We start from the raw sequence: 18,312 nt of genomic DNA, 5'->3' as shown, positions 1-18,312 counted from the left end.
TTTAACTCTATAGAGATTAATTAAAAGCTGTTCATTTTGAGCAGCTTTTTTTAAATAGAAACTATGACAACACTTACTAAAGGAAGTAAAAAACTTCTTAATGCATGGGCGTTTTACGATTGGGCTAATTCCGTCTACAGTCTCGTAATCGCATCTGCTATTTTCCCGTTATTCTACGGGGCACTTTTTAGAGAAGCGCAGATAGAGAAAATAGAAGTATTCGGAGGGATGATAGCAAGAGCTCCCCTTATAAGTTATGTCACCGCTTTTGCTTTCTTAGTGGTTTCGGTATTATCGCCCCTTTTATCTGGAATAGCAGATTATGTTGGTAATAAAAAAGTTTTCATGAAATTTTTTTGTTACCTAGGGGCTTTGTCCTGTATTGCTCTCTATTGGTTTTCTTTAGAGCATATTTACTTGAGTCTTTTTTGTTATTTCTTAGCCCTTGTTGGTTTTTGGGGGAGTCTGGTTTTTTATAATTCTTACCTTCCTGATATTGCATTTCCAGAGCAACAAGATAAGGTGAGTGCCAAAGGGTATTCAATGGGCTATATTGGAAGCGTTCTTTTGTTGTTAATAAACCTTGCCATGATTTTAAAGTATGAATGGTTCGGTTTTGAAGGTGCTGGAACTCCTACTAGATTAGCATTCATTTTAACGGGTGTATGGTGGATTGGTTTCAGTCAGTATAGTTTTTATTATTTGCCAACCGGAACACATGAAGTTAAGAAAGTCACTCGCAAAATTATGCTTAATGGTTTTAGAGAACTCTCTGTTGTTTTCAATAAATTAAATGATTCTTTGCGATTAAAGCGGTATTTGATAGCTTTCTTTGTTTACAGTATGGGAGTACAGACTGTGATGTTAATTGCTACTTATTTTGGAGAAGAAGAATTAGAATGGGGGAGTGCAGATCAAAGAACTTCTGGCCTTATCATAAGTATCCTGTTAATTCAAATTGTAGCAGTATTGGGCGCATGGCTTACTGCAAAGGCTTCAGGAAGGTTTGGAAATATAAAGACTTTACTGGTGATTAATCTAATTTGGATTGTAATTTGTATTGTAGCGTATTTTGTAACTACTCCCAATGAATTCTATATAACTGCTGCTTTTGTGGGTATGGTAATGGGAGGAGTGCAATCTCTAAGTAGGTCTACCTACTCTAAGTTTCTACCCCAAACAGAAGATACTGCCTCTTTCTTTAGTTTTTATGATGTAGCTGAAAAAATTGGGATTGTGATCGGGATGGTTGTATATGGGTTTATTGCTCAGATTACAGGAAGTATGCGTTCTTCTATTCTAGCAATAGTTGTTTTTTTTGTTGGAGGATTTATACTTTTATTATTTGTTCCAAGAAAAAATGAAACCATCCCTTCTAAGATTGAATAGTTGAATAGAATTGCTAAAAAAGGTAATTTTTTTTTGCTTTTTTAACCATGTATTTTAACGATTCTTTTGGTACTTTGTCGATCTTGGTAATGCTAGTTGAATGTTAAAGTCTATATTCGTTTAACTTAAAATAGGAATATGAAACTATCAAGATTATTCCTACTATGCTGCATATCCCAAATTGCTGTTTTTATGTATTCTTGTTCCAGTGATTCTGATAATATCGGAGACTCAAACGAACAAATTATTACCGCCGATGAGAACTTTATTGAAGTTCAAGTGAATCGGCAAAATTTTCAACCAGATGAGGTTGCGGTAAATGCAGAGGGTGACTTTGTAAATATCGTAGGTACAGAGACCTCTTCAAACCGTTCAGTCTTCCTGACATTCAAGCTATTAGGTGAAGGTACATTGAATCTGGGAGATTCCTCGGAAAATCCTGAAGGCAATATTGCTGGTTTTTTACTTAATACAGAAAACAAAGGATACCTTACAAATGGTATTGAAGGAAACTGGGGTGAAATTAAGATTACCAAGCTGGATCTTGAGAATCGAAAAATTTCAGGTACTTTTCATTTTACGGCTTACGATCAAGAGTACAGACCTATAGTACTTGAAGACGGCTCTTTTATTGACGTATCTTATTAGTGTAAAAGAGTTACTCTTATTCGAATAGAAATTTCAATGATTTTATACAATTATAAAGTCGTTGGAATTTTATATACGGCTTATTTACTTATTATTTTGAAGAAAAAATTTAATTTGTATATTGCAGTTCCATAAATTATATTTCATGAAAAAAGTCCTGATTTTACTCGCTATCTGCTTGGTGGTTTCTTGTTCCTCAAAAGTAGATTTGGCTATTGATAATCCTACAAATGAAGCCGTGTTGATTTCTGTTGATTCTCTTTTGGTAGAAGTTCCAGCAAGACAAGTGGTATGGGTAGAAATGGGAAAGGGAGAGCACCAGATAAAGTTGGAAAATGACAGTGTCATTAAATACAATTTTACTCAAAATGTATACATGGTAAATCCTACACTAACCAAATATTTGATGTATGAGGAGTTCTATGGTAATACCATTTATCAAAACATGCATAAAAGTTCTATTCCTTTAAAGACCGTTAATTATCTTGGAATGGAAATTGAAGGAAATTATGAAATTGTAGAGGACGTTATCAATACAGTAAGGTGGGATTATGGTCCACGTGAGGTACTTCCTGAAACTGTTATGATAGAGGATGGAGATTTGTATACGATCTTAGTTAAATTGACAGACCCTATTGAATTATATGAAAGTATTCCTGAAGAAGGAGAGTAAAGCTGATATTAATTAATAATTTACAATATTTTGAGTATTGGCTATCACTACATTTGGGATATTCATGGTTGTGACGAAGCTACTATTTCGTTCACTCCTTTTATTGATGGTTTACTTCACGAGATTATAGATGAGTTAAACTTATCAAAAGTACAGTCGGCATTTAAACAATTTCAACCTGTTGGTGTCACAGGTTTTATTTTACTGGAAGAAAGTCATATAAGTATTCATACATGGCCAGAGCATAAATTTGCCGCAATAGATATTTTTTCTTGTAAACCAATTGAGATTTCTAAATTAAAAACGTATTTATTAGATAAATTTAGAGCAGACCTGATTGAAACTTCTTCTATGAAACGCGGAAGGATACCAACGCCATCTGTGAAATAAAATAATTTTACCAGAATCCTAAATCAATATAAAATGTGACATAAATTCACAATCATCTGTCATTATTTTTTGATCTTGAGTTCTTAGGTTCAGTGCAACAGGTTCTTCCATATAAAAGACCCCAGGTTGATAATAATAGTTTTCTTGATCTAATAATAGCGGGCAATAATCTTGAAAGATAAAATCTTGTTTCCCATAATCTCCCGTTGTTTCTGTTCGTTTACCTAGGGCTTTAATTTGAATGTTTTCTCCAATTCTCCCATATACCGGTTTTTTAACAAAGTCTCCTAATGATGGCTCATTCGTATACGTTTTTGCTATGAATTCTGAAGGAAAGTGCTTCGTAATATATGCTAAGAATTTTTTGTTCTGCCAAATAGAAGTATAAGGTGGATTCAAAACAATAACCAGATTTTTCACTATTAAATCGCTTACAATTTTAGCAAGTTCCGGTTCATCATTGAACATCCAATCCCACGGAATCATTTTAAACCAAACATCTACTATTTGATATTCTTCACCTACCTTATAGAAAATACCTTCTTCAGAAAACACTACATTTTCTAAATCTTCATAAAAAGGCTTGAACCCAGCTTGATAAGCTAGATCCAGAATGGGATTTACGTTCATTTTGTCTTCTTCATAACCAAAAGAAGAACCTAAAAAAACTGGATTTTCAATACCTAATTTTGCATGTAACTTTGTAAGTTTATTTACTAGTGCACTTTCTAAATGATTAAACATGCTGGAACCAGACTTTAACTGGGCAAATTGCAACGGTTGCCAATAAAGAGTTTCAGGTAATGTACTACAAGTGTCTGCATTGAATTCTATGACTTTTTCACCTTTCTTTTCAAAGCCACCATTGATATCAAATCTTCCATATAAAAATGTATGGTGCTCACGATTTTCCCAAGAATGATAAATACATTCATGAAAGAAAGATGGGATCCCTAGCAAGTCTAAGCTTTTTTCAGAGATAATTTTTTCAGTAGCTTTTTCAAAAATAGTAAATGCCTCCTGTGCCGTATTTTTAAACCGATCTACTTCATGACGGTAAATACCTAGTAATTCTTCTGAAAAATAATCTTCTTTAAGAAACCAATGAAGGTAATGAGGAATATTTTTCTTTTTTAGTTTTTTTATTTCACGGAATCTATTATCCCCCAAACGACCTAAAAGACTTCCCTTTTCCATACCCTGAAGATGACGCTTTAGGTGTTCTTACTGTCCTTCTTGTTGCAGTACTCTGAAGGTCGTTTTTAAGCCCGGTAGATTTATTAAATGCACTTTGCGTTTTATAATATTTGGAATTTGGAGCTACGCTTCCTAAATTATTTCTAAAAAGTGAAGAGGCAAGTGTATAATAAAGAATAGGACGTAAGGCAGAGTGATGGCGATTACTTTCTTGTTTGTCAGATTCAATCTTGGCAATAGATAAGGTGTCAATGCTTCCATCTAACGCATGTACTATAGCTATAGACTTACTTTTATCATCAATTATTTTTTCATCAAGAACGCGGTAATCATTTCCAGGTTCAATTTCTTCTACCTCAGTAATAATTCCTTTGGTAGATTCATAAACGGTTTTTTCGTCGTATTCCTTGATTCTTGGTTCCCCATTATCTGAAAAACAACTGTTGAGAACAAGCATGCTTGAAAATAAACCAGCGAGCGCTAATTTTTTAGATAATTCAAGAGCGTTAATAATTTTTTTGTTCATCTTTGACCGTGAAAATTAGTTTATGTTTCAAACATAGTTAAATTTTATGAGAAAAAAAATTCTACTGGCTATCGCTGTATTTACAGCGGGACTTTGCTCTATTATTTATGAATTACTCATTAGTACGGCTGCTACTTATTTTTTAGGAAATGGAGTAAAGCAGTTTTCACTTATTATAGGTGTATACCTTTGTTCAATGGGTGTTGGAGCCTTTATCTCTAAATTTTTCAAAAAAAGATCATTATTGTTTTTTATACATATTGAGTACTTGCTAGGTTTTATTGGTGGAATTTCGGTACCTCTAATATATTTCCTTTTTGTAAATGTGAGTCCTACTGCACTGCAGTTTTATTGCTTGTTTATCATCTTTATAATTGGCCTCCTCACAGGCATGGAGGTACCATTGCTAACTTTTGTGTCTTCTGAAAAAGAAGTGAAAGATGATCTGTCAAACATACTTTCTTTAGATTACATTGGCGGGTTACTTGCCACCTTAATTTTTCCGTTTATTTTATTGCCGTTTTTAGGGCTTTTCTATTCTTCCTTGCTTTTCGGTATTGTAAATATTATTCTGGGGCTTCTTTTAAGTTTACGCTTTTTTAAAGAGCGAAAAAAACAACTTATACCTGGATTTATTGCCTTGATTTCTTTATTAATATTAGTAGTATCTGCGGGTTCATTATTAAAAATATGGGACGAGAAAATTTATAAAAGTCCTATTGTGTTAAACGTGCAAACTCCATATCAAAAAATAGTACTTACAAAAACGCCAAATAATGATATCAGACTTTATCTAAATAGGATTATCCAATTTTCTTCAAAAGATGAACATCGGTATCATGAATCATTAGTGCATACACCTTTAGTATATCATAAAAGTCCTAGAAGAGTTCTTATCTTAGGTGGAGGTGAAAACTTAGCTAGCAGAGAGGCTCTAAAAGACGATAGGATTGAATATATTGATGTGGTTGATATAGATGGTGAAATGTTTAAACTGGCAAAAGAGAATATACTCCTTAAGCAAATAAATAAAAATGCAGCGCTTCACCAAAAAGTAAATTTAATCACAGAAGATGCATTTACATTTTTAAATTCTAATAGAGACTTATATGATTTAATAATAGCAGATTTACCTGATCCTTCAAATGAAAGTATTGCAAGGCTTTACAGCAAACAGTTTTTTTTAATGGTGAAACGTAACATGAAAGTTGATGGTATCTTTGTTACCCAATCTGGTGAAATTTATTTTTCAAATACGGTATTTAGTTGCATCAATACTACAATGAATGAGGTTTTTGATAAAGTAACACCCTATCATGTATATATTCCTTCTTTCGGAGATTGGGGATTTAATATGGCATTTAGATCTAGTACAAACATAAAACAGCTTAGGTCACTTCCAGAAAATTTAAAATATTTAAATCAGACACAGCTTGAAAACCTTTTTGAATGGCCTACAGATGTCATTCTCAAAGAAACTTTAGTTAATACACTGGATAATCCTGTTATTTTAAACTATTATCTAGAAGATTGGAATAGATGGAAGAAGGATTTTGAAACAAGTGCTCCATAAAAAAAGCCTCAATAGAGGCTTTTTTCGTTTTTTGATTGAATGATGGAGGGTGTTATATCTTAATCACTTTTCCTGATCCCACAGACTTCGTGTCTTCTAATGTTGGATTACCAGAATATTTGAGGTTTCCAGAGCCTGCAATTCTAGCTTTGATAGAACCATCGCAATGTATTTTTGCATTGCCAGACCCTGCGATAGAAGCGTTTATGTTTGTTACTTTCATCTCAGTAGCATTTAGGTTTCCAGACCCTGCAATACTAAGTTTCATATTACCAGCCTTACCAGAAAGGGTGATGTTTCCAGAACCAGCCACACTAGCTTTAATATTGTCTGCTTCAATAGACGTTTTAAGATTACCTGAGCCGGCAACACTTAGTTTGAAATCATCTGATTCCAAAGTAGTTTCTGAAATAATAGTGCCAGATCCTGCGAGCGATAATTTTGAAATTCCCTTAACAGGTATGGTAATGATCACTTGCTTACCTGAAGATGGTTTTAAGTTATAGCCCTTTTTTACCTTAATATTCAAATTATTTCCCGAGACTTCTGTTTCAATATATTCAAGTAGGTTGGATTCTCCTTTTATCGTTATGTTTCCTTCAGTTCCTGAAACAAGTACAATATTCATGAATCCTGCAGAAGAAATACCGTCGTATTCTCCTGTGTTTCTAGTTTCTGTGGTTACATTACCATTTCCTTTAACTTTATCATTTCCCCACCATTGCGCATGTAAGGAGGTGCCTAAAAATAAAATAAGAACGAGTGTGGTTAATTTTTTCATAAGTTTATGTTTATTTGATAAATGAATTAAATTTGTTTGAGGCTAACACCTCCATATTGAGAGTTGATCTTAACAAAATTACTACTGTTTTCAGCTCCGTGAAAACCTTTGTAATATTTTTGATTATTCTGAGAACGCTTGGTAGTAAATTCAAGACTATCGCTCTTTAGACCAGCGTAATCCAGTTTGACTTCAAAATTAAAGGAATATTCAGGGGCATACCCAATCTTTATCCCGGCATATTCAGATCTGATAACTACATTTCCAGCATTTCTGGTGAGTTTTTCAATCTTAATGGAACTAAAGTCAGAGTTTATATCAACATTTCCATTCACTATACCCAATTCGGTTTTTAAATAACTCCCATTACCTTGAATATTGGTGAGTTGGTCTACACTTATAGATCCATAATCGCATTTATATTCAATGTTTTTTACCTCCTTAATTCTTGAACTCGTGTAATCTGCTTTTACAATAAGGTTTTCTGCCTTTCCAATTACATATCCCGAATAATCAGCTTGAATCGTTGCACCTTTTACAAAATCTATAGAAGATTTTGAAGTATAATCAAATTTTAAGAAATTACCTCTTGACAAGAGTTGGCCTATTTCAATTTTTCCGTAATCACAACTTATAGAAGCTTTTCCTTCTAATTTATCTAAATAAATACCTCCGTAATCATTTGAAAGATTCACACTATTAGAAGCAGGTAATTTTATGGTGTAATTTACCTCAATATTTACATTATTACTTTTACCCCAGTTCCAGTTCCATTTACTTTTAGAGAAAGCTGTTTTAGCAGATACCATTGAATTGTTGGCTTCAAATATCACGTCAATTTCATCTAATTTTTTCTTAACTTTTTCTTCGTTATTACCATTGGTTTTGATGTGTACCTCTATAACTACTCTATCCTCATTCCAAGTAGTCATATAGAGGTTTCCGTAGCTGTTGTCAATTTTTAACATGGCTTTGGCATCAACTTGATATTCTTTTTTGATCTTTTTTTCTTTGGTGTACTTTCCTGTATGCCCATTTCCTGCAAATATAGAGTTGGGAAGGCATAAGAAAATGATGAATAAATTATATAGAAGAGTTTTCATAAAAGTTTGTATTTGATGTTTTTAATTTTTTTGCTTCTTCAATTTGATGGATTACTTCCTGAAGGAGGTTAATTCGAGTTTGAAAATTAATGATCATGGCATATAGTATTTTCTTATGGTCACCATGTTTAACCAGTTCTTGTTCCAATAATGTGTAGTCTTCCTGAAGTTTCGTTAACTGTTGCATAACATCGTTTACCAAAATTTTGGTATCATCATCGGCTATGGTATTTAGTTTTTCAATTTCTTCATTCAATAAAGAAGCGAAGTAAAATTGAGTTTTTTCAACTTCAGGTGATACGTTTGGTACAGAGTTGTTAATTAGCTTTAACCCAAATACTACCAAAATTGCAATGGATGCTGCTATACTCAATGGCTTCCAATACCAAGCTTTATTTTTCTTTGCTATACGCAACGGTTTTACACCCGATTTTTGTAACTTTTCCATAAAACGCGCCTGATGATCGTTTTCTGGTTCAGCTATATCAAACGTATGCTCTAAGCTGGTAAACAATTCTTCTATAGCATCTTTTTTCATAGACATGATATGGTTAATTTTTTTCGTAAACTTTCTTTAGCTCTGGAAACCATAGTCCGGCAATTTGCATAACTAATTTTCATGATTTCAGACATTTCCTGATAATCGTATCCTTCAATTAAATGTAAGGTCAAAGACACTCGATAATTATCTTTTAACAGATTCATGGTTTCCAAAACTTTTCGAGCCTGAACATTTGTAAACACATGGTCTGAGACATCCTCGTTGTAATCTTCGACCCTGTACATTATTTCATTTATAGATACCTCATTTTTTTTTCGTGCTTTCTGGTACTGATAGATACTGTTATTAATAACAATTCTCTTTAACCAGGCACCAAAACTAACCTCTCCTTTAAAAGTGTGCAGTTTCATAAAAGCATTCAAAAATGATTCTTGCATAATGTCCTCAGCTTCAAAGCGATCTTTAACAATCCGTATTGCGGTATTATACATGGCTTTGTAATAACGGTTATAAACTTCCATTTGTGCACGTTGATCACCTTTTTTGCATAAGGACAATAGTTGATTGATATCTAATTTTGTTTGGCTCAAAAAGTATTCATTTATATTAAAAGATGATAGCGTTTTAAGATTGTTACACTTTGGATTGAAAAAAAGTTTACATCTTTTAAAACAATGGTAAAATTAAGTAAGTTTATTTTTTTATAACAGATTGAAGGATTGGCATAACTATTGACTTCTAATAATTGAATTTAAATAATAAGATAACTATATCCCTTACTATTTAATGATTTCAGTAAACAAGAATTGTTGAAAAAGAAAATCACCAGATTGAATAGTGACAATCTGGCTTAAAATGAACTATGGCAAAGACAAAAATTTTAAATATTGACAGTTTGTCATTTCAAGGAATTGATGAAGATGCAGAATTAATTCCTTTAATGACCCCAGAAGATGAAGCAGAAATTAACAATGAAAAGTTACCAGATTTACTGCCTATTCTTCCTTTAAGAAATACGGTGCTGTTTCCAGGTGTTGTAATTCCCATTACCGCCGGTAGAGATAAATCTATACAATTAATTAAAGACGCCAATAACGCTGATAAGGTAATTGGAGTAGTATCACAAAAGGATGAATCTGTGGAGAATCCAGCGGCAGATGATATTCATCAAATTGGTACCGTTGCAAGAATTCTCAGAGTGCTTAAAATGCCAGATGGTAATACAACCATTATTATTCAAGGTAAAAAGCGTTTTGCCATTGATAAGATGACACAGACTGACCCTTACTTTAAAGGAACAGTAAAGGAAGTACCTGAAGTAAGGGCGGCAGAAAATAATAAGGAGTTTAATGCAGTAATTGATTCTATAAAAGAATTAGCACTCAATATTATTAGAGATAATCCTAATATTCCTTCCGAAGCCTCTTTTGCAATTAAAAATATTGAAAGTAATTCATTTCTAATCAATTTTGTTTCTTCAAACATGAATTTAAGTGTGAAGGAGAAGCAGGAATTATTAGAGATTAACGATCTTACTAAAAGAGCATTAGCTACTTTAAAATATATGAACATTGAACTTCAGCGATTGGAGTTAAGGAATGATATTCAATCTAAAGTAAGGCATGATCTCGATCAACAACAACGTGAATATTTTCTTCAACAACAAATGAAAACCATCCAAGAAGAATTAGGAGGAGGGTCTTATGAGGAAGAGATTGAAGAAATGAGAAAAAGAGCAAAAGATAAAAAATGGAATGAAAAAGTAAAAGAACATTTCAATAAAGAGCTCGCTAAAATGCATAGAATGAATCCTCAAGTTGCAGAGTATTCAATACAGAGAAATTATTTAGATCTTTTTCTTGATCTTCCTTGGAATGAGTTTTCAAAAGATAAGTTTGATCTTAAAAAAGCACAGCAAATTTTAGACAGAGATCATTACGGACTTGAAGATGTTAAAAAACGAATAATAGAGTATTTAGCAGTCTTAAAGTTAAGAGGCGATATGAAGTCTCCCATACTTTGTTTATATGGGCCTCCTGGTGTAGGGAAGACATCTTTAGGGAAATCAATAGCAGAGGCATTGGGAAGAGAATACGTTAGAATGTCACTTGGCGGATTGCGTGATGAGGCAGAAATAAGAGGACATAGAAAGACATATATTGGTGCCATGCCCGGGCGATTATTACAATCTATTAAGAAAGCAGGCACCTCCAACCCAGTATTTGTATTAGATGAAATAGATAAATTGGCATCAAGTCATCAAGGAGATCCGTCTTCTGCCATGCTTGAAGTTTTAGATCCTGAACAAAACAATGAGTTCTATGATAACTTCTTGGAGATGGGTTATGACCTTTCTAAAGTAATGTTTATTGCTACTGCAAATAGTCTTTCTACTATTCAGCCTGCCTTGCGTGACAGAATGGAAATCATCAAAGTTACTGGGTATACTACAGAAGAAAAAGTAGAAATAGCGAAACAACATTTGTTACCCAAGCAACTTAGAGAACACGGACTTACAAAAGAGCATTTAAAAATAGATAAGCGCTTATTAGAAAAAATTGTAGAAGGCTACACCCGCGAGTCTGGAGTTCGCTCACTAGAGAAACAAATTGCCAAAATGGTAAGGTATGCGGCAAAGTCAATTGCTATGGAGGAAACCTATGCAGTAAAAGTATCTCAAGAAGATGTGATTAAAGTTTTAGGACCTGCTAGACTTGAACGTGACAAGTATGAAAATAATGAAGTGGCAGGAGTGGTTACAGGTTTAGCTTGGACGAGTGTAGGAGGTGATATATTATTTATAGAATCTATCTTGTCTAAGGGAAAAGGAGCCCTTAATATAACAGGTAATCTGGGACAGGTTATGAAAGAGTCGGCTACCATTGCAATGGAGTATATTAAATCTAACGCAGAAAAGTGGGATATAAATCCAGATATTTTTGGCAAATATAATGTACATATACATGTACCGGAAGGGGCCACACCAAAAGATGGTCCTAGTGCAGGTATTACGATGCTTACCTCATTAGTATCCTTGTTTACACAAAAAAGAGTTAAAAAGAGTCTCGCCATGACAGGTGAAATTACCCTTAGAGGGAAAGTACTTCCTGTAGGAGGGATTAAAGAAAAAATTCTCGCAGCAAAAAGAGCCCGGATTAAAGAGCTTATTTTATGTAAAGAAAACAAAAGAGATATTGAAGAGATAAAAGAATCTTATCTAAAAGGTCTTACCTTTCATTATGTATCTGAGATGAGTGAGGTTATTGACATCGCCATCACTAATCAGAAGGTTAAAAATGCTAAGGTGTTATAAAATAAAACCTGGTTAAACCAGGTTTTTTTATAGTATCTACAGTAGCGAGCATTTTTACAGTGCTTTTTCAATTTCATTTTTATAGAAGCTTTCTATATTTTTAGTTAATTTAATGCACCTTACTTTTTATCAAGTTTATGAATCAAAAAATAACTATAGCTATTGATGGATTTTCTTCTACAGGAAAAAGTACTATAGCAAAAAGATTGGCTAAAGAACTTGAATACGTATATGTAGATACGGGAGCAATGTACAGAGCAATTACACTCTTTGCACTTGAAAATGGATATATTTCTAAAGATCATGAAAATAGGGAAGCATTGGTAGCAGAACTTTCTAACATTAATCTTGAATTTAAATTCAATTCAAATTTAAATTATTCAGAAATGTATCTCAATGGAAGGAATGTGGAAAAAGAAATAAGAACTATGCAGGTTTCTTCCTTTGTTAGTAGTATAGCTACTATTCCAGAAGTGCGTTCAAAATTAGTTGAAATGCAAAAAAGTATGGGAGAGAAAAAAGGAATTGTGATGGATGGTCGTGATATTGGTACGGTAGTCTTTCCTGATGCAGAATTAAAACTATTTTTAACCGCATCAGCTCAAAAAAGAGCGCAACGCAGATATGATGAATTACTGGAACGAGGTGAAAATGTTACTTATGATGAGGTACTTAAAAATGTTACTTCAAGAGATGAAATAGATTCAACTCGCAAAACTTCTCCCTTAAAAAAAGCAAAAGATGCTATTGAAGTTGATAACTCATCAATGGGTCTAGAAGAACAGTTTAAACAAATTCATCAACATGTATTGCAGGCAATTCAAAATAGCTAATTACATTATTTAGGTCAATAAATAAAAAAAACCGCTTTAAGCGGTTTTTTTGTTTTAGATATTTGGTATCACCAATTCCTGATCTGGATGGATAAGATCTGGATTTTTAAGTTTATCTGTGTTTGCTTTAAAAATAGCATTGTATTTTGAAGCATCTTTATAATAATGCTTTGCTATTTTACCTAGTGTTTCACCTTTTTGAACAATATGTCTGTGGTAAACAGATTCATCTGCGACACTAATATTCGCTTTGATATCAGAAGGACTTTCACCACCAACTTCTTTAATTTCATCCCAAAGAACATTTTTTTCATAAGGAGTAGCGGCTTGCCCTTTTATTTTTAAAACTCCATTTTCTTCAGTAACGTTACCGTCTTTGATATTTAATTTTTCACCCAAATCCAGAACAGATTTGTATTTAGATTTTACACTCATGGTTTTAATTTTAATGTTTAGATGCCCAAAGATAATTATTTTCTTTCATCTATTTAACATTTATTCCATATTGAGAATGTAGAAGGGCTATTATTATTTTAATATTTAATTACTTGTAAATCAAATAATATAGTGATACTTTTGCACTCCTTTTTGCAATATATGAGAGAAAAGGGAAAATAAAAACTTAAATAAATATAAACACTTTTACAATCTATCAATTGCTCACTCTCGGTTAGATGTAGAATACAAATTTTTAATCAGCAATGGCTGAAACAAGCACAAAAACAGAAAATCAGGAAACTCAAAATCCTGAAGAATTTTTAGCAAACTTTAACTGGCAAAATTACGAAGAAGGCATAGAGCAGGTTGAAGACGAAAAACTAAAAGAATTTGAATCTCTGGTAGAAAACAATTTTGTTGATACTGCAGATGAAGAGGTAGTAGAAGGTACAGTTGTTCACCTTACAGAAAGAGAAGCAATTATTGATATCAATGCGAAATCTGAAGGGGTTATTTCCTTAAATGAATTTCGGTACAATCCAGATCTTAAAGTAGGGGATAAAGTAGAGGTATTAATTGATGTTAGAGAAGATAGAACAGGTCAGTTAGTATTGTCTCACAGAAAGGCAAGAACTATTAAAGCATGGGATCGAGTAAATGCAGCTCATGACAATGGAGAAATTGTGAATGGTTATGTGAAGTGCAGAACCAAAGGAGGTATGATCGTTGACGTGTTTGGTATTGAAGCCTTCCTTCCAGGATCTCAGATAGATGTGAAGCCAATTCGCGATTATGATCAATATGTAGGTAAGACTATGGAATTTAAGGTGGTTAAAATTAATCACGAATTCAAAAACGTAGTAGTTTCCCATAAAGCGTTGATTGAAGCAGATATTGAAGAGCAAAAGAAAGAAATCATTGGGCAGCTTGAAAAAGGTCAGGTGCTTGAAGGAGTTGTTAAAAATATTACATCATACGGTGTATTTATTGATTTAGGTGGTGTAGATGGACTTATCCATATTACAGACCTTTCTTGGAGTAGAATTAATCACCCTAACGAAGTAGTAGACCTAGATCAAAAACTTAATGTGGTAATTCTTGATTTTGATGATAATAAATCTAGAATTCAATTAGGTCTTAAACAACTACAAAAACATCCATGGGAAGCACTTGGTGAAGAAATCAAAGTAGGAGATAAAGTGAAAGGTAAAGTTGTCGTGATAGCAGATTACGGAGCTTTTATTGAAGTGGCGGAAGGAGTTGAAGGACTTATTCACGTTTCTGAAATGTCTTGGTCTACCCATTTGCGTTCTGCGCAAGATTTTGTAAATGTAGGTGATGAAATAGATGCAGTTGTATTGACGCTAGATAGAGAAGAACGTAAGATGTCTCTTGGTATTAAGCAATTAACTCCAGATCCATGGACAGATATTACTACTAAGTATCCTGTTGGTTCTAAGCACGAAGGTATTGTTAGAAACTTTACCAATTTTGGAGTGTTTGTAGAATTAGAGGAAGGTATTGATGGTCTTATTTATATTTCAGATCTTTCATGGACTAAAAAAGTTAAGCATCCATCAGAATTTGTGAATGTGGGTGATAAGCTTGAAGTTGTTGTACTTGAGTTAGATGTTGATGGCAGAAAGTTAAGTTTAGGTCATAAACAAACTACCGAAAACCCTTGGGATAAATATGAAAGTGAATTCGCTGTAGGAAAAGTACATAATGCAGAAATTGGAGAAATTGTTGATAAAGGTGCTACGATTAACTTCAATGAAGATATTGTAGCTTTTGTACCATCTCGTCATCTTGAAAAAGAAGATGGGAAAAAATTGAAAAAAGGCGAAGTGGCCGATTTCAAAATTATTGAATTCAACAAAGACTTTAAGCGTGTTGTAGCTTCTCATACTGCTATTTTTAAAGCAGAAGAGCAGAAAAATGTAAAAGCTGCTTCAGCGAGTAACAATAATGCAGAAAAGACTACCTTGGGAGATCTTGATGCACTGCAAGAGTTGAAAGATAAAATGGAAGGAAAGAAGTAATCATTTTTCTTTTTTGTTATAAATACTAAACCCTTCAAATAGTAATTTGGAGGGTTTTTTTAATATAAATATTTCTTTATTTGGCCCCTCTTTTAATATTCCCTAATAAATGCATAACTTTGACCTATATTAGAGGGTATTCAAATTATGAGCCAAAAAGTACTGCTTTCTTCAAAGGATATTCATATTATATTAAACAGATTGGCTTGTCAGCTTATTGAAAATCATCTTGACTTTTCAAATACAGTTTTGGTAGGGATTCAGCCAAGAGGAATTTTTTTGGCAGATCGTTTAGCTACTTTGCTTACTAAAGACTATGGCATTACCAATCTTAAACTCGGATATTTGGATATCACTTTTTATAGGGACGATTTTAGACGAGGAGATAAACCTTTGGAGGCCAACAAGACTCAAATAGATTTTATTGTAGAAGATAAGAAGGTTGTTTTTATAGATGATGTACTTTACACAGGAAGAAGTATCCGCGCCGCATTAACCGCAATTCAGTCTTTTGGGCGTCCTTTAGAAATTGAATTACTAACACTTATAGATAGAAGATTCAGCAGGCATCTACCAATTCAACCTAATTATAGAGGTAGACAAGTAGATGCTATAAATAATGAAAAAGTGAAGGTAATGTGGAAAGAGAATGAAGGTGAAGATGTTATATATCTAGTTAAAACCTAAAATGGGAGTTAATAGTATAAAGCAAGAAAAAACAAATGAGTGAATTAAGTGTAAAACATTTACTCGGAATTAAGTATCTGAACCCTTCAGATATTCAACTTATTTTTGATACAGCAGATCATTTTAAGGAAGTAATCAATAGACCTATTAAAAAGGTTCCTTCTTTACGTGATATTACTATTGCAAATCTTTTTTTTGAGAATAGTACGCGTACCAAATTGTCTTTTGAATTAGCTCAAAAGCGACTTACCGCTGACGTGATTAATTTTTCAGCATCACAATCTTCTGTAAAGAAAGGAGAAACCCTAATTGATACAGTTAACAATATTCTATCTATGAAGGTAGATATGGTGGTCATGAGACATCCAAATCCTGGGGCAGGTGTTTTTTTATCAAAACATGTAAATGCTAGTATTATCAATGCAGGAGATGGAGCACATGAACATCCAACCCAAGCATTGTTAGATACATTTTCTATAAAAGAAAAATTAGGATCTGTTGAAGGTAAAAAGGTGGTCATAGTAGGAGATATACTTCATTCCAGAGTGGCATTGTCCAATATATTTGCTTTGAAAAAACTGGGAGCAGAGGTGAAGGTGTGCGGTCCATTAACCTTAATACCAAGATATATTGAATCCTTAGGGGTAACTGTAGAAACTAAATTAGAAAAAGCACTTCAATGGTGTGATGTAGCCAATATGCTTCGTGTGCAAAATGAAAGAATGGATATTAGTTATTTTCCATCTACCAGAGAATACACACAACAATTTGGCGTAAATAAACAATTATTAGACAGGCTAGATAAAGAAATTGTTATTATGCATCCAGGTCCAATTAACAGAGGAGTTGAAATTACAAGTGATGTGGCTGATTCTGACCAAGCTATAATTCTTAATCAAGTTGAGAATGGTGTGGCCATTAGAATGGCAGTTATTTATTTACTAGCGTCAAAAATCAAACAATAAAAATATGTTAATAAGTAAGGAAGAAACAGTAGTTATCTTTACCAGAGAATCTGCTGTTTTTAAAGATTTTTCCAATAAATTTTTTGAAACCTATTCAAATTATAAGGAAGATAATTTAATTCTCAATTTGTTTTCATTAGATAAGTTGAAGATAGAAGAACTATTAGAGTTTCTAGAAGTATCAAACAAACATAGAAATAATAAAAAATCTTTCGTACTGGTAACTGATGCTTTGCATACGGATGATATTCCTGAATCTTTGGTGGTTGTACCAACTGTTCAAGAGGCAATAGACCTTATTGAGATGGAAGAAATAGAACGTGACCTTGATTTTTAACCTTTATGAAGTTAACCATATTAGGCTGTTATTCTGCAACCCCCAGAACATTTAACAATACAACTTCTCAGGTTTTAGAAATTAACAATCACTTATTTTTAATTGATTGTGGCGAAGCAACTCAGGTAGCTCTTAGGAAGAATAAAATAAAATTTTCTCGAATCAATCACATTTTTATTTCTCATTTACACGGGGATCATTTTTTTGGACTTCCAGGAATTGTATCTACGTTTCGGTTACTCGGCAGAGAATCAGAGTTACATATTCACGGTCCTAAAGGTATTAAACAGGCAATTACCTTATTGCTAAAACTAGGAGATTCTTGGACTAACTATCCGCTTTTTTTTCATGAACTAGACTCAAAAGAATCCGTATGTGTATTTGAAGATACCAAAGTAGAGGTACATACAATTCCCCTTAATCACAGAATTTACACAAACGGTTTTTTGTTTAAAGAAAAACCCGGATTAAGAAAACTCAATATTAATGCAGTATTAAATTACGATATTCACCAAGCGTATTATAATAAAATCAAACAAGGTGCAGACGCCATTTTGGAAGATGGTACAGTAATTCCTAATAATCAAATAACACATGACCCTGAACCACCTAAAAGTTATGCTTTTTGTAGCGATACTTCATATAAGCCAGATATTATAAAACAAATTCAAAATGTAACGGTACTATATCATGAAGCAACATTTATAGAGCAGCATGCAGAGCTGGCTAAAAAAACCAAACATTCTACCGCCAATGAGGCAGCAAGAATAGCAAAGGCAGCAAATGTATCTCATCTTATATTAGGTCACTATTCAACTCGTTATGATAGTATTGAAGTATTTAAGGAAGAAGCTAGTACAGTATTTGAGAAGGTCTTTCTTGCCGAAGATGGAAAGGTATTTTCGTTTTAATACA

At 33.1% G+C, this 18,312-nt stretch carries 19 protein-coding genes; 12 read left to right on the top strand and 7 right to left on the bottom strand.

Annotation, left to right across the window (positions count from 1 at the left end; genetic code table 11):
- The first annotated feature begins 63 nt into the window (after positions 1–63).
- From WBG07_RS02505 to speD, 4 genes are all read left to right on the top strand, one after another.
- Positions 64–1,389 carry an MFS transporter gene (locus WBG07_RS02505; RefSeq protein WP_340198904.1) on the top strand — a complete coding sequence of 442 codons (1,326 nt, stop codon included), beginning with the start codon at positions 64–66 and terminating at the stop codon, positions 1,387–1,389.
- Positions 1,390–1,527: 138 nt separating this feature from the next.
- Positions 1,528–2,037 (top strand): DUF6252 domain-containing protein, encoded by a 510-nt coding sequence (locus tag WBG07_RS02500; RefSeq protein WP_340198903.1) that lies wholly within the window; start codon positions 1,528–1,530, stop codon positions 2,035–2,037.
- 145 nt (positions 2,038–2,182) lie between these two features.
- The gene (locus WBG07_RS02495) at positions 2,183–2,710 is read left to right on the top strand and encodes a hypothetical protein (protein WP_340198902.1); all 528 of its coding nucleotides are present in this window, start codon (positions 2,183–2,185) and stop codon (positions 2,708–2,710) included.
- A 30-nt stretch (positions 2,711–2,740) separates the two neighbouring features.
- Positions 2,741–3,100, top strand: coding sequence for an adenosylmethionine decarboxylase (speD, locus tag WBG07_RS02490; RefSeq protein WP_340198901.1), 360 nt, complete (start codon positions 2,741–2,743; stop codon positions 3,098–3,100).
- 18 nt (positions 3,101–3,118) lie between these two features.
- On the opposite strand, the gene WBG07_RS02485 is transcribed toward speD, so the two are convergent.
- The gene (locus WBG07_RS02485) at positions 3,119–4,297 is read right to left on the bottom strand and encodes a glutathionylspermidine synthase family protein (protein ID WP_340198900.1); all 1,179 of its coding nucleotides are present in this window, start codon (positions 4,295–4,297) and stop codon (positions 3,119–3,121) included.
- A complete protein-coding gene (locus WBG07_RS02480) occupies positions 4,260–4,823 on the bottom strand; it encodes a hypothetical protein (RefSeq protein ID WP_340198899.1) in 564 nt (187 codons plus the stop codon). Before WBG07_RS02480 ends, WBG07_RS02485 begins: the two co-directional genes overlap by 38 nt.
- Positions 4,824–4,869: 46 nt before the next feature.
- Between WBG07_RS02480 and WBG07_RS02475 the strand changes: the two genes are divergently transcribed.
- Positions 4,870–6,396, top strand: coding sequence for a polyamine aminopropyltransferase (locus WBG07_RS02475; RefSeq protein ID WP_340198898.1), 1,527 nt, complete (start codon positions 4,870–4,872; stop codon positions 6,394–6,396).
- A gap of 52 nt (positions 6,397–6,448) precedes the next feature.
- Here the strand turns inward: WBG07_RS02475 and WBG07_RS02470 are convergent, their stop codons facing one another.
- The 4 genes from WBG07_RS02470 to WBG07_RS02455 are packed head-to-tail and all read right to left on the bottom strand — an operon-like array spanning position 6,449 to position 9,372.
- The gene (locus tag WBG07_RS02470) at positions 6,449–7,177 is read right to left on the bottom strand and encodes a head GIN domain-containing protein (RefSeq protein WP_340198897.1); all 729 of its coding nucleotides are present in this window, start codon (positions 7,175–7,177) and stop codon (positions 6,449–6,451) included.
- A gap of 26 nt (positions 7,178–7,203) precedes the next feature.
- Positions 7,204–8,280: a hypothetical protein gene (locus tag WBG07_RS02465; RefSeq protein WP_340198896.1), complete on the bottom strand. Its 1,077-nt coding sequence runs from the start codon at positions 8,278–8,280 to the stop codon at positions 7,204–7,206.
- A complete protein-coding gene (locus tag WBG07_RS02460; RefSeq protein WP_340198895.1) occupies positions 8,261–8,824 on the bottom strand; it encodes a hypothetical protein in 564 nt (187 codons plus the stop codon). Before WBG07_RS02460 ends, WBG07_RS02465 begins: the two co-directional genes overlap by 20 nt.
- On the bottom strand, positions 8,815–9,372 hold the full coding sequence (locus tag WBG07_RS02455; RefSeq protein ID WP_340198894.1) for an RNA polymerase sigma factor: 558 nt from the start codon (positions 9,370–9,372) through the stop codon (positions 8,815–8,817). Before WBG07_RS02455 ends, WBG07_RS02460 begins: the two co-directional genes overlap by 10 nt.
- 272 nt (positions 9,373–9,644) lie before the next feature.
- On the opposite strand from WBG07_RS02455, the gene lon reads away from it, so the two are divergent.
- Both lon and cmk read left to right on the top strand, forming a co-directional pair.
- The gene (gene lon, locus WBG07_RS02450; protein WP_340198893.1) at positions 9,645–12,095 is read left to right on the top strand and encodes an endopeptidase La; all 2,451 of its coding nucleotides are present in this window, start codon (positions 9,645–9,647) and stop codon (positions 12,093–12,095) included.
- Positions 12,096–12,232: 137 nt separating this feature from the next.
- On the top strand, positions 12,233–12,928 hold the full coding sequence (gene cmk, locus WBG07_RS02445; RefSeq protein ID WP_340198892.1) for a (d)CMP kinase: 696 nt from the start codon (positions 12,233–12,235) through the stop codon (positions 12,926–12,928).
- 54 nt (positions 12,929–12,982) lie between these two features.
- Here cmk and WBG07_RS02440 read toward each other — a convergent pair whose 3' ends face one another.
- Complete coding sequence (locus tag WBG07_RS02440; protein WP_340198891.1) at positions 12,983–13,363, bottom strand: LysM peptidoglycan-binding domain-containing protein; 381 nt, start codon at positions 13,361–13,363, stop codon at positions 12,983–12,985.
- A gap of 266 nt (positions 13,364–13,629) precedes the next feature.
- On the opposite strand from WBG07_RS02440, the gene rpsA reads away from it, so the two are divergent.
- The 5 genes from rpsA to WBG07_RS02415 all read left to right on the top strand — a co-directional run bounded on the left by rpsA (position 13,630) and on the right by WBG07_RS02415 (position 18,308).
- Entirely contained in the window at positions 13,630–15,408 is a 1,779-nt protein-coding gene (gene rpsA / locus WBG07_RS02435) for a 30S ribosomal protein S1 (RefSeq protein ID WP_340198890.1), read from the top strand.
- A 147-nt stretch (positions 15,409–15,555) separates the two neighbouring features.
- Positions 15,556–16,095: a bifunctional pyr operon transcriptional regulator/uracil phosphoribosyltransferase PyrR gene (gene pyrR, locus WBG07_RS02430; RefSeq protein WP_340198889.1), complete on the top strand. Its 540-nt coding sequence runs from the start codon at positions 15,556–15,558 to the stop codon at positions 16,093–16,095.
- A 35-nt stretch (positions 16,096–16,130) separates the two neighbouring features.
- Positions 16,131–17,060 (top strand): aspartate carbamoyltransferase catalytic subunit, encoded by a 930-nt coding sequence (locus WBG07_RS02425; protein WP_340198888.1) that lies wholly within the window; start codon positions 16,131–16,133, stop codon positions 17,058–17,060.
- A 4-nt stretch (positions 17,061–17,064) separates the two neighbouring features.
- Positions 17,065–17,397, top strand: coding sequence for a ribonuclease Z (locus tag WBG07_RS02420; RefSeq protein ID WP_340198887.1), 333 nt, complete (start codon positions 17,065–17,067; stop codon positions 17,395–17,397).
- Positions 17,398–17,402: 5 nt separating this feature from the next.
- Complete coding sequence (locus tag WBG07_RS02415) at positions 17,403–18,308, top strand: ribonuclease Z (RefSeq protein ID WP_340198886.1); 906 nt, start codon at positions 17,403–17,405, stop codon at positions 18,306–18,308.
- Positions 18,309–18,312: the final 4 nt, after the last annotated feature.

Source organism: Ascidiimonas meishanensis (assembly GCF_037782385.1).
GTDB classification, from domain to species: domain Bacteria; phylum Bacteroidota; class Bacteroidia; order Flavobacteriales; family Flavobacteriaceae; genus Ascidiimonas; species Ascidiimonas meishanensis.
This window is presented reverse-complemented; position numbering and strand designations above follow the sequence as displayed.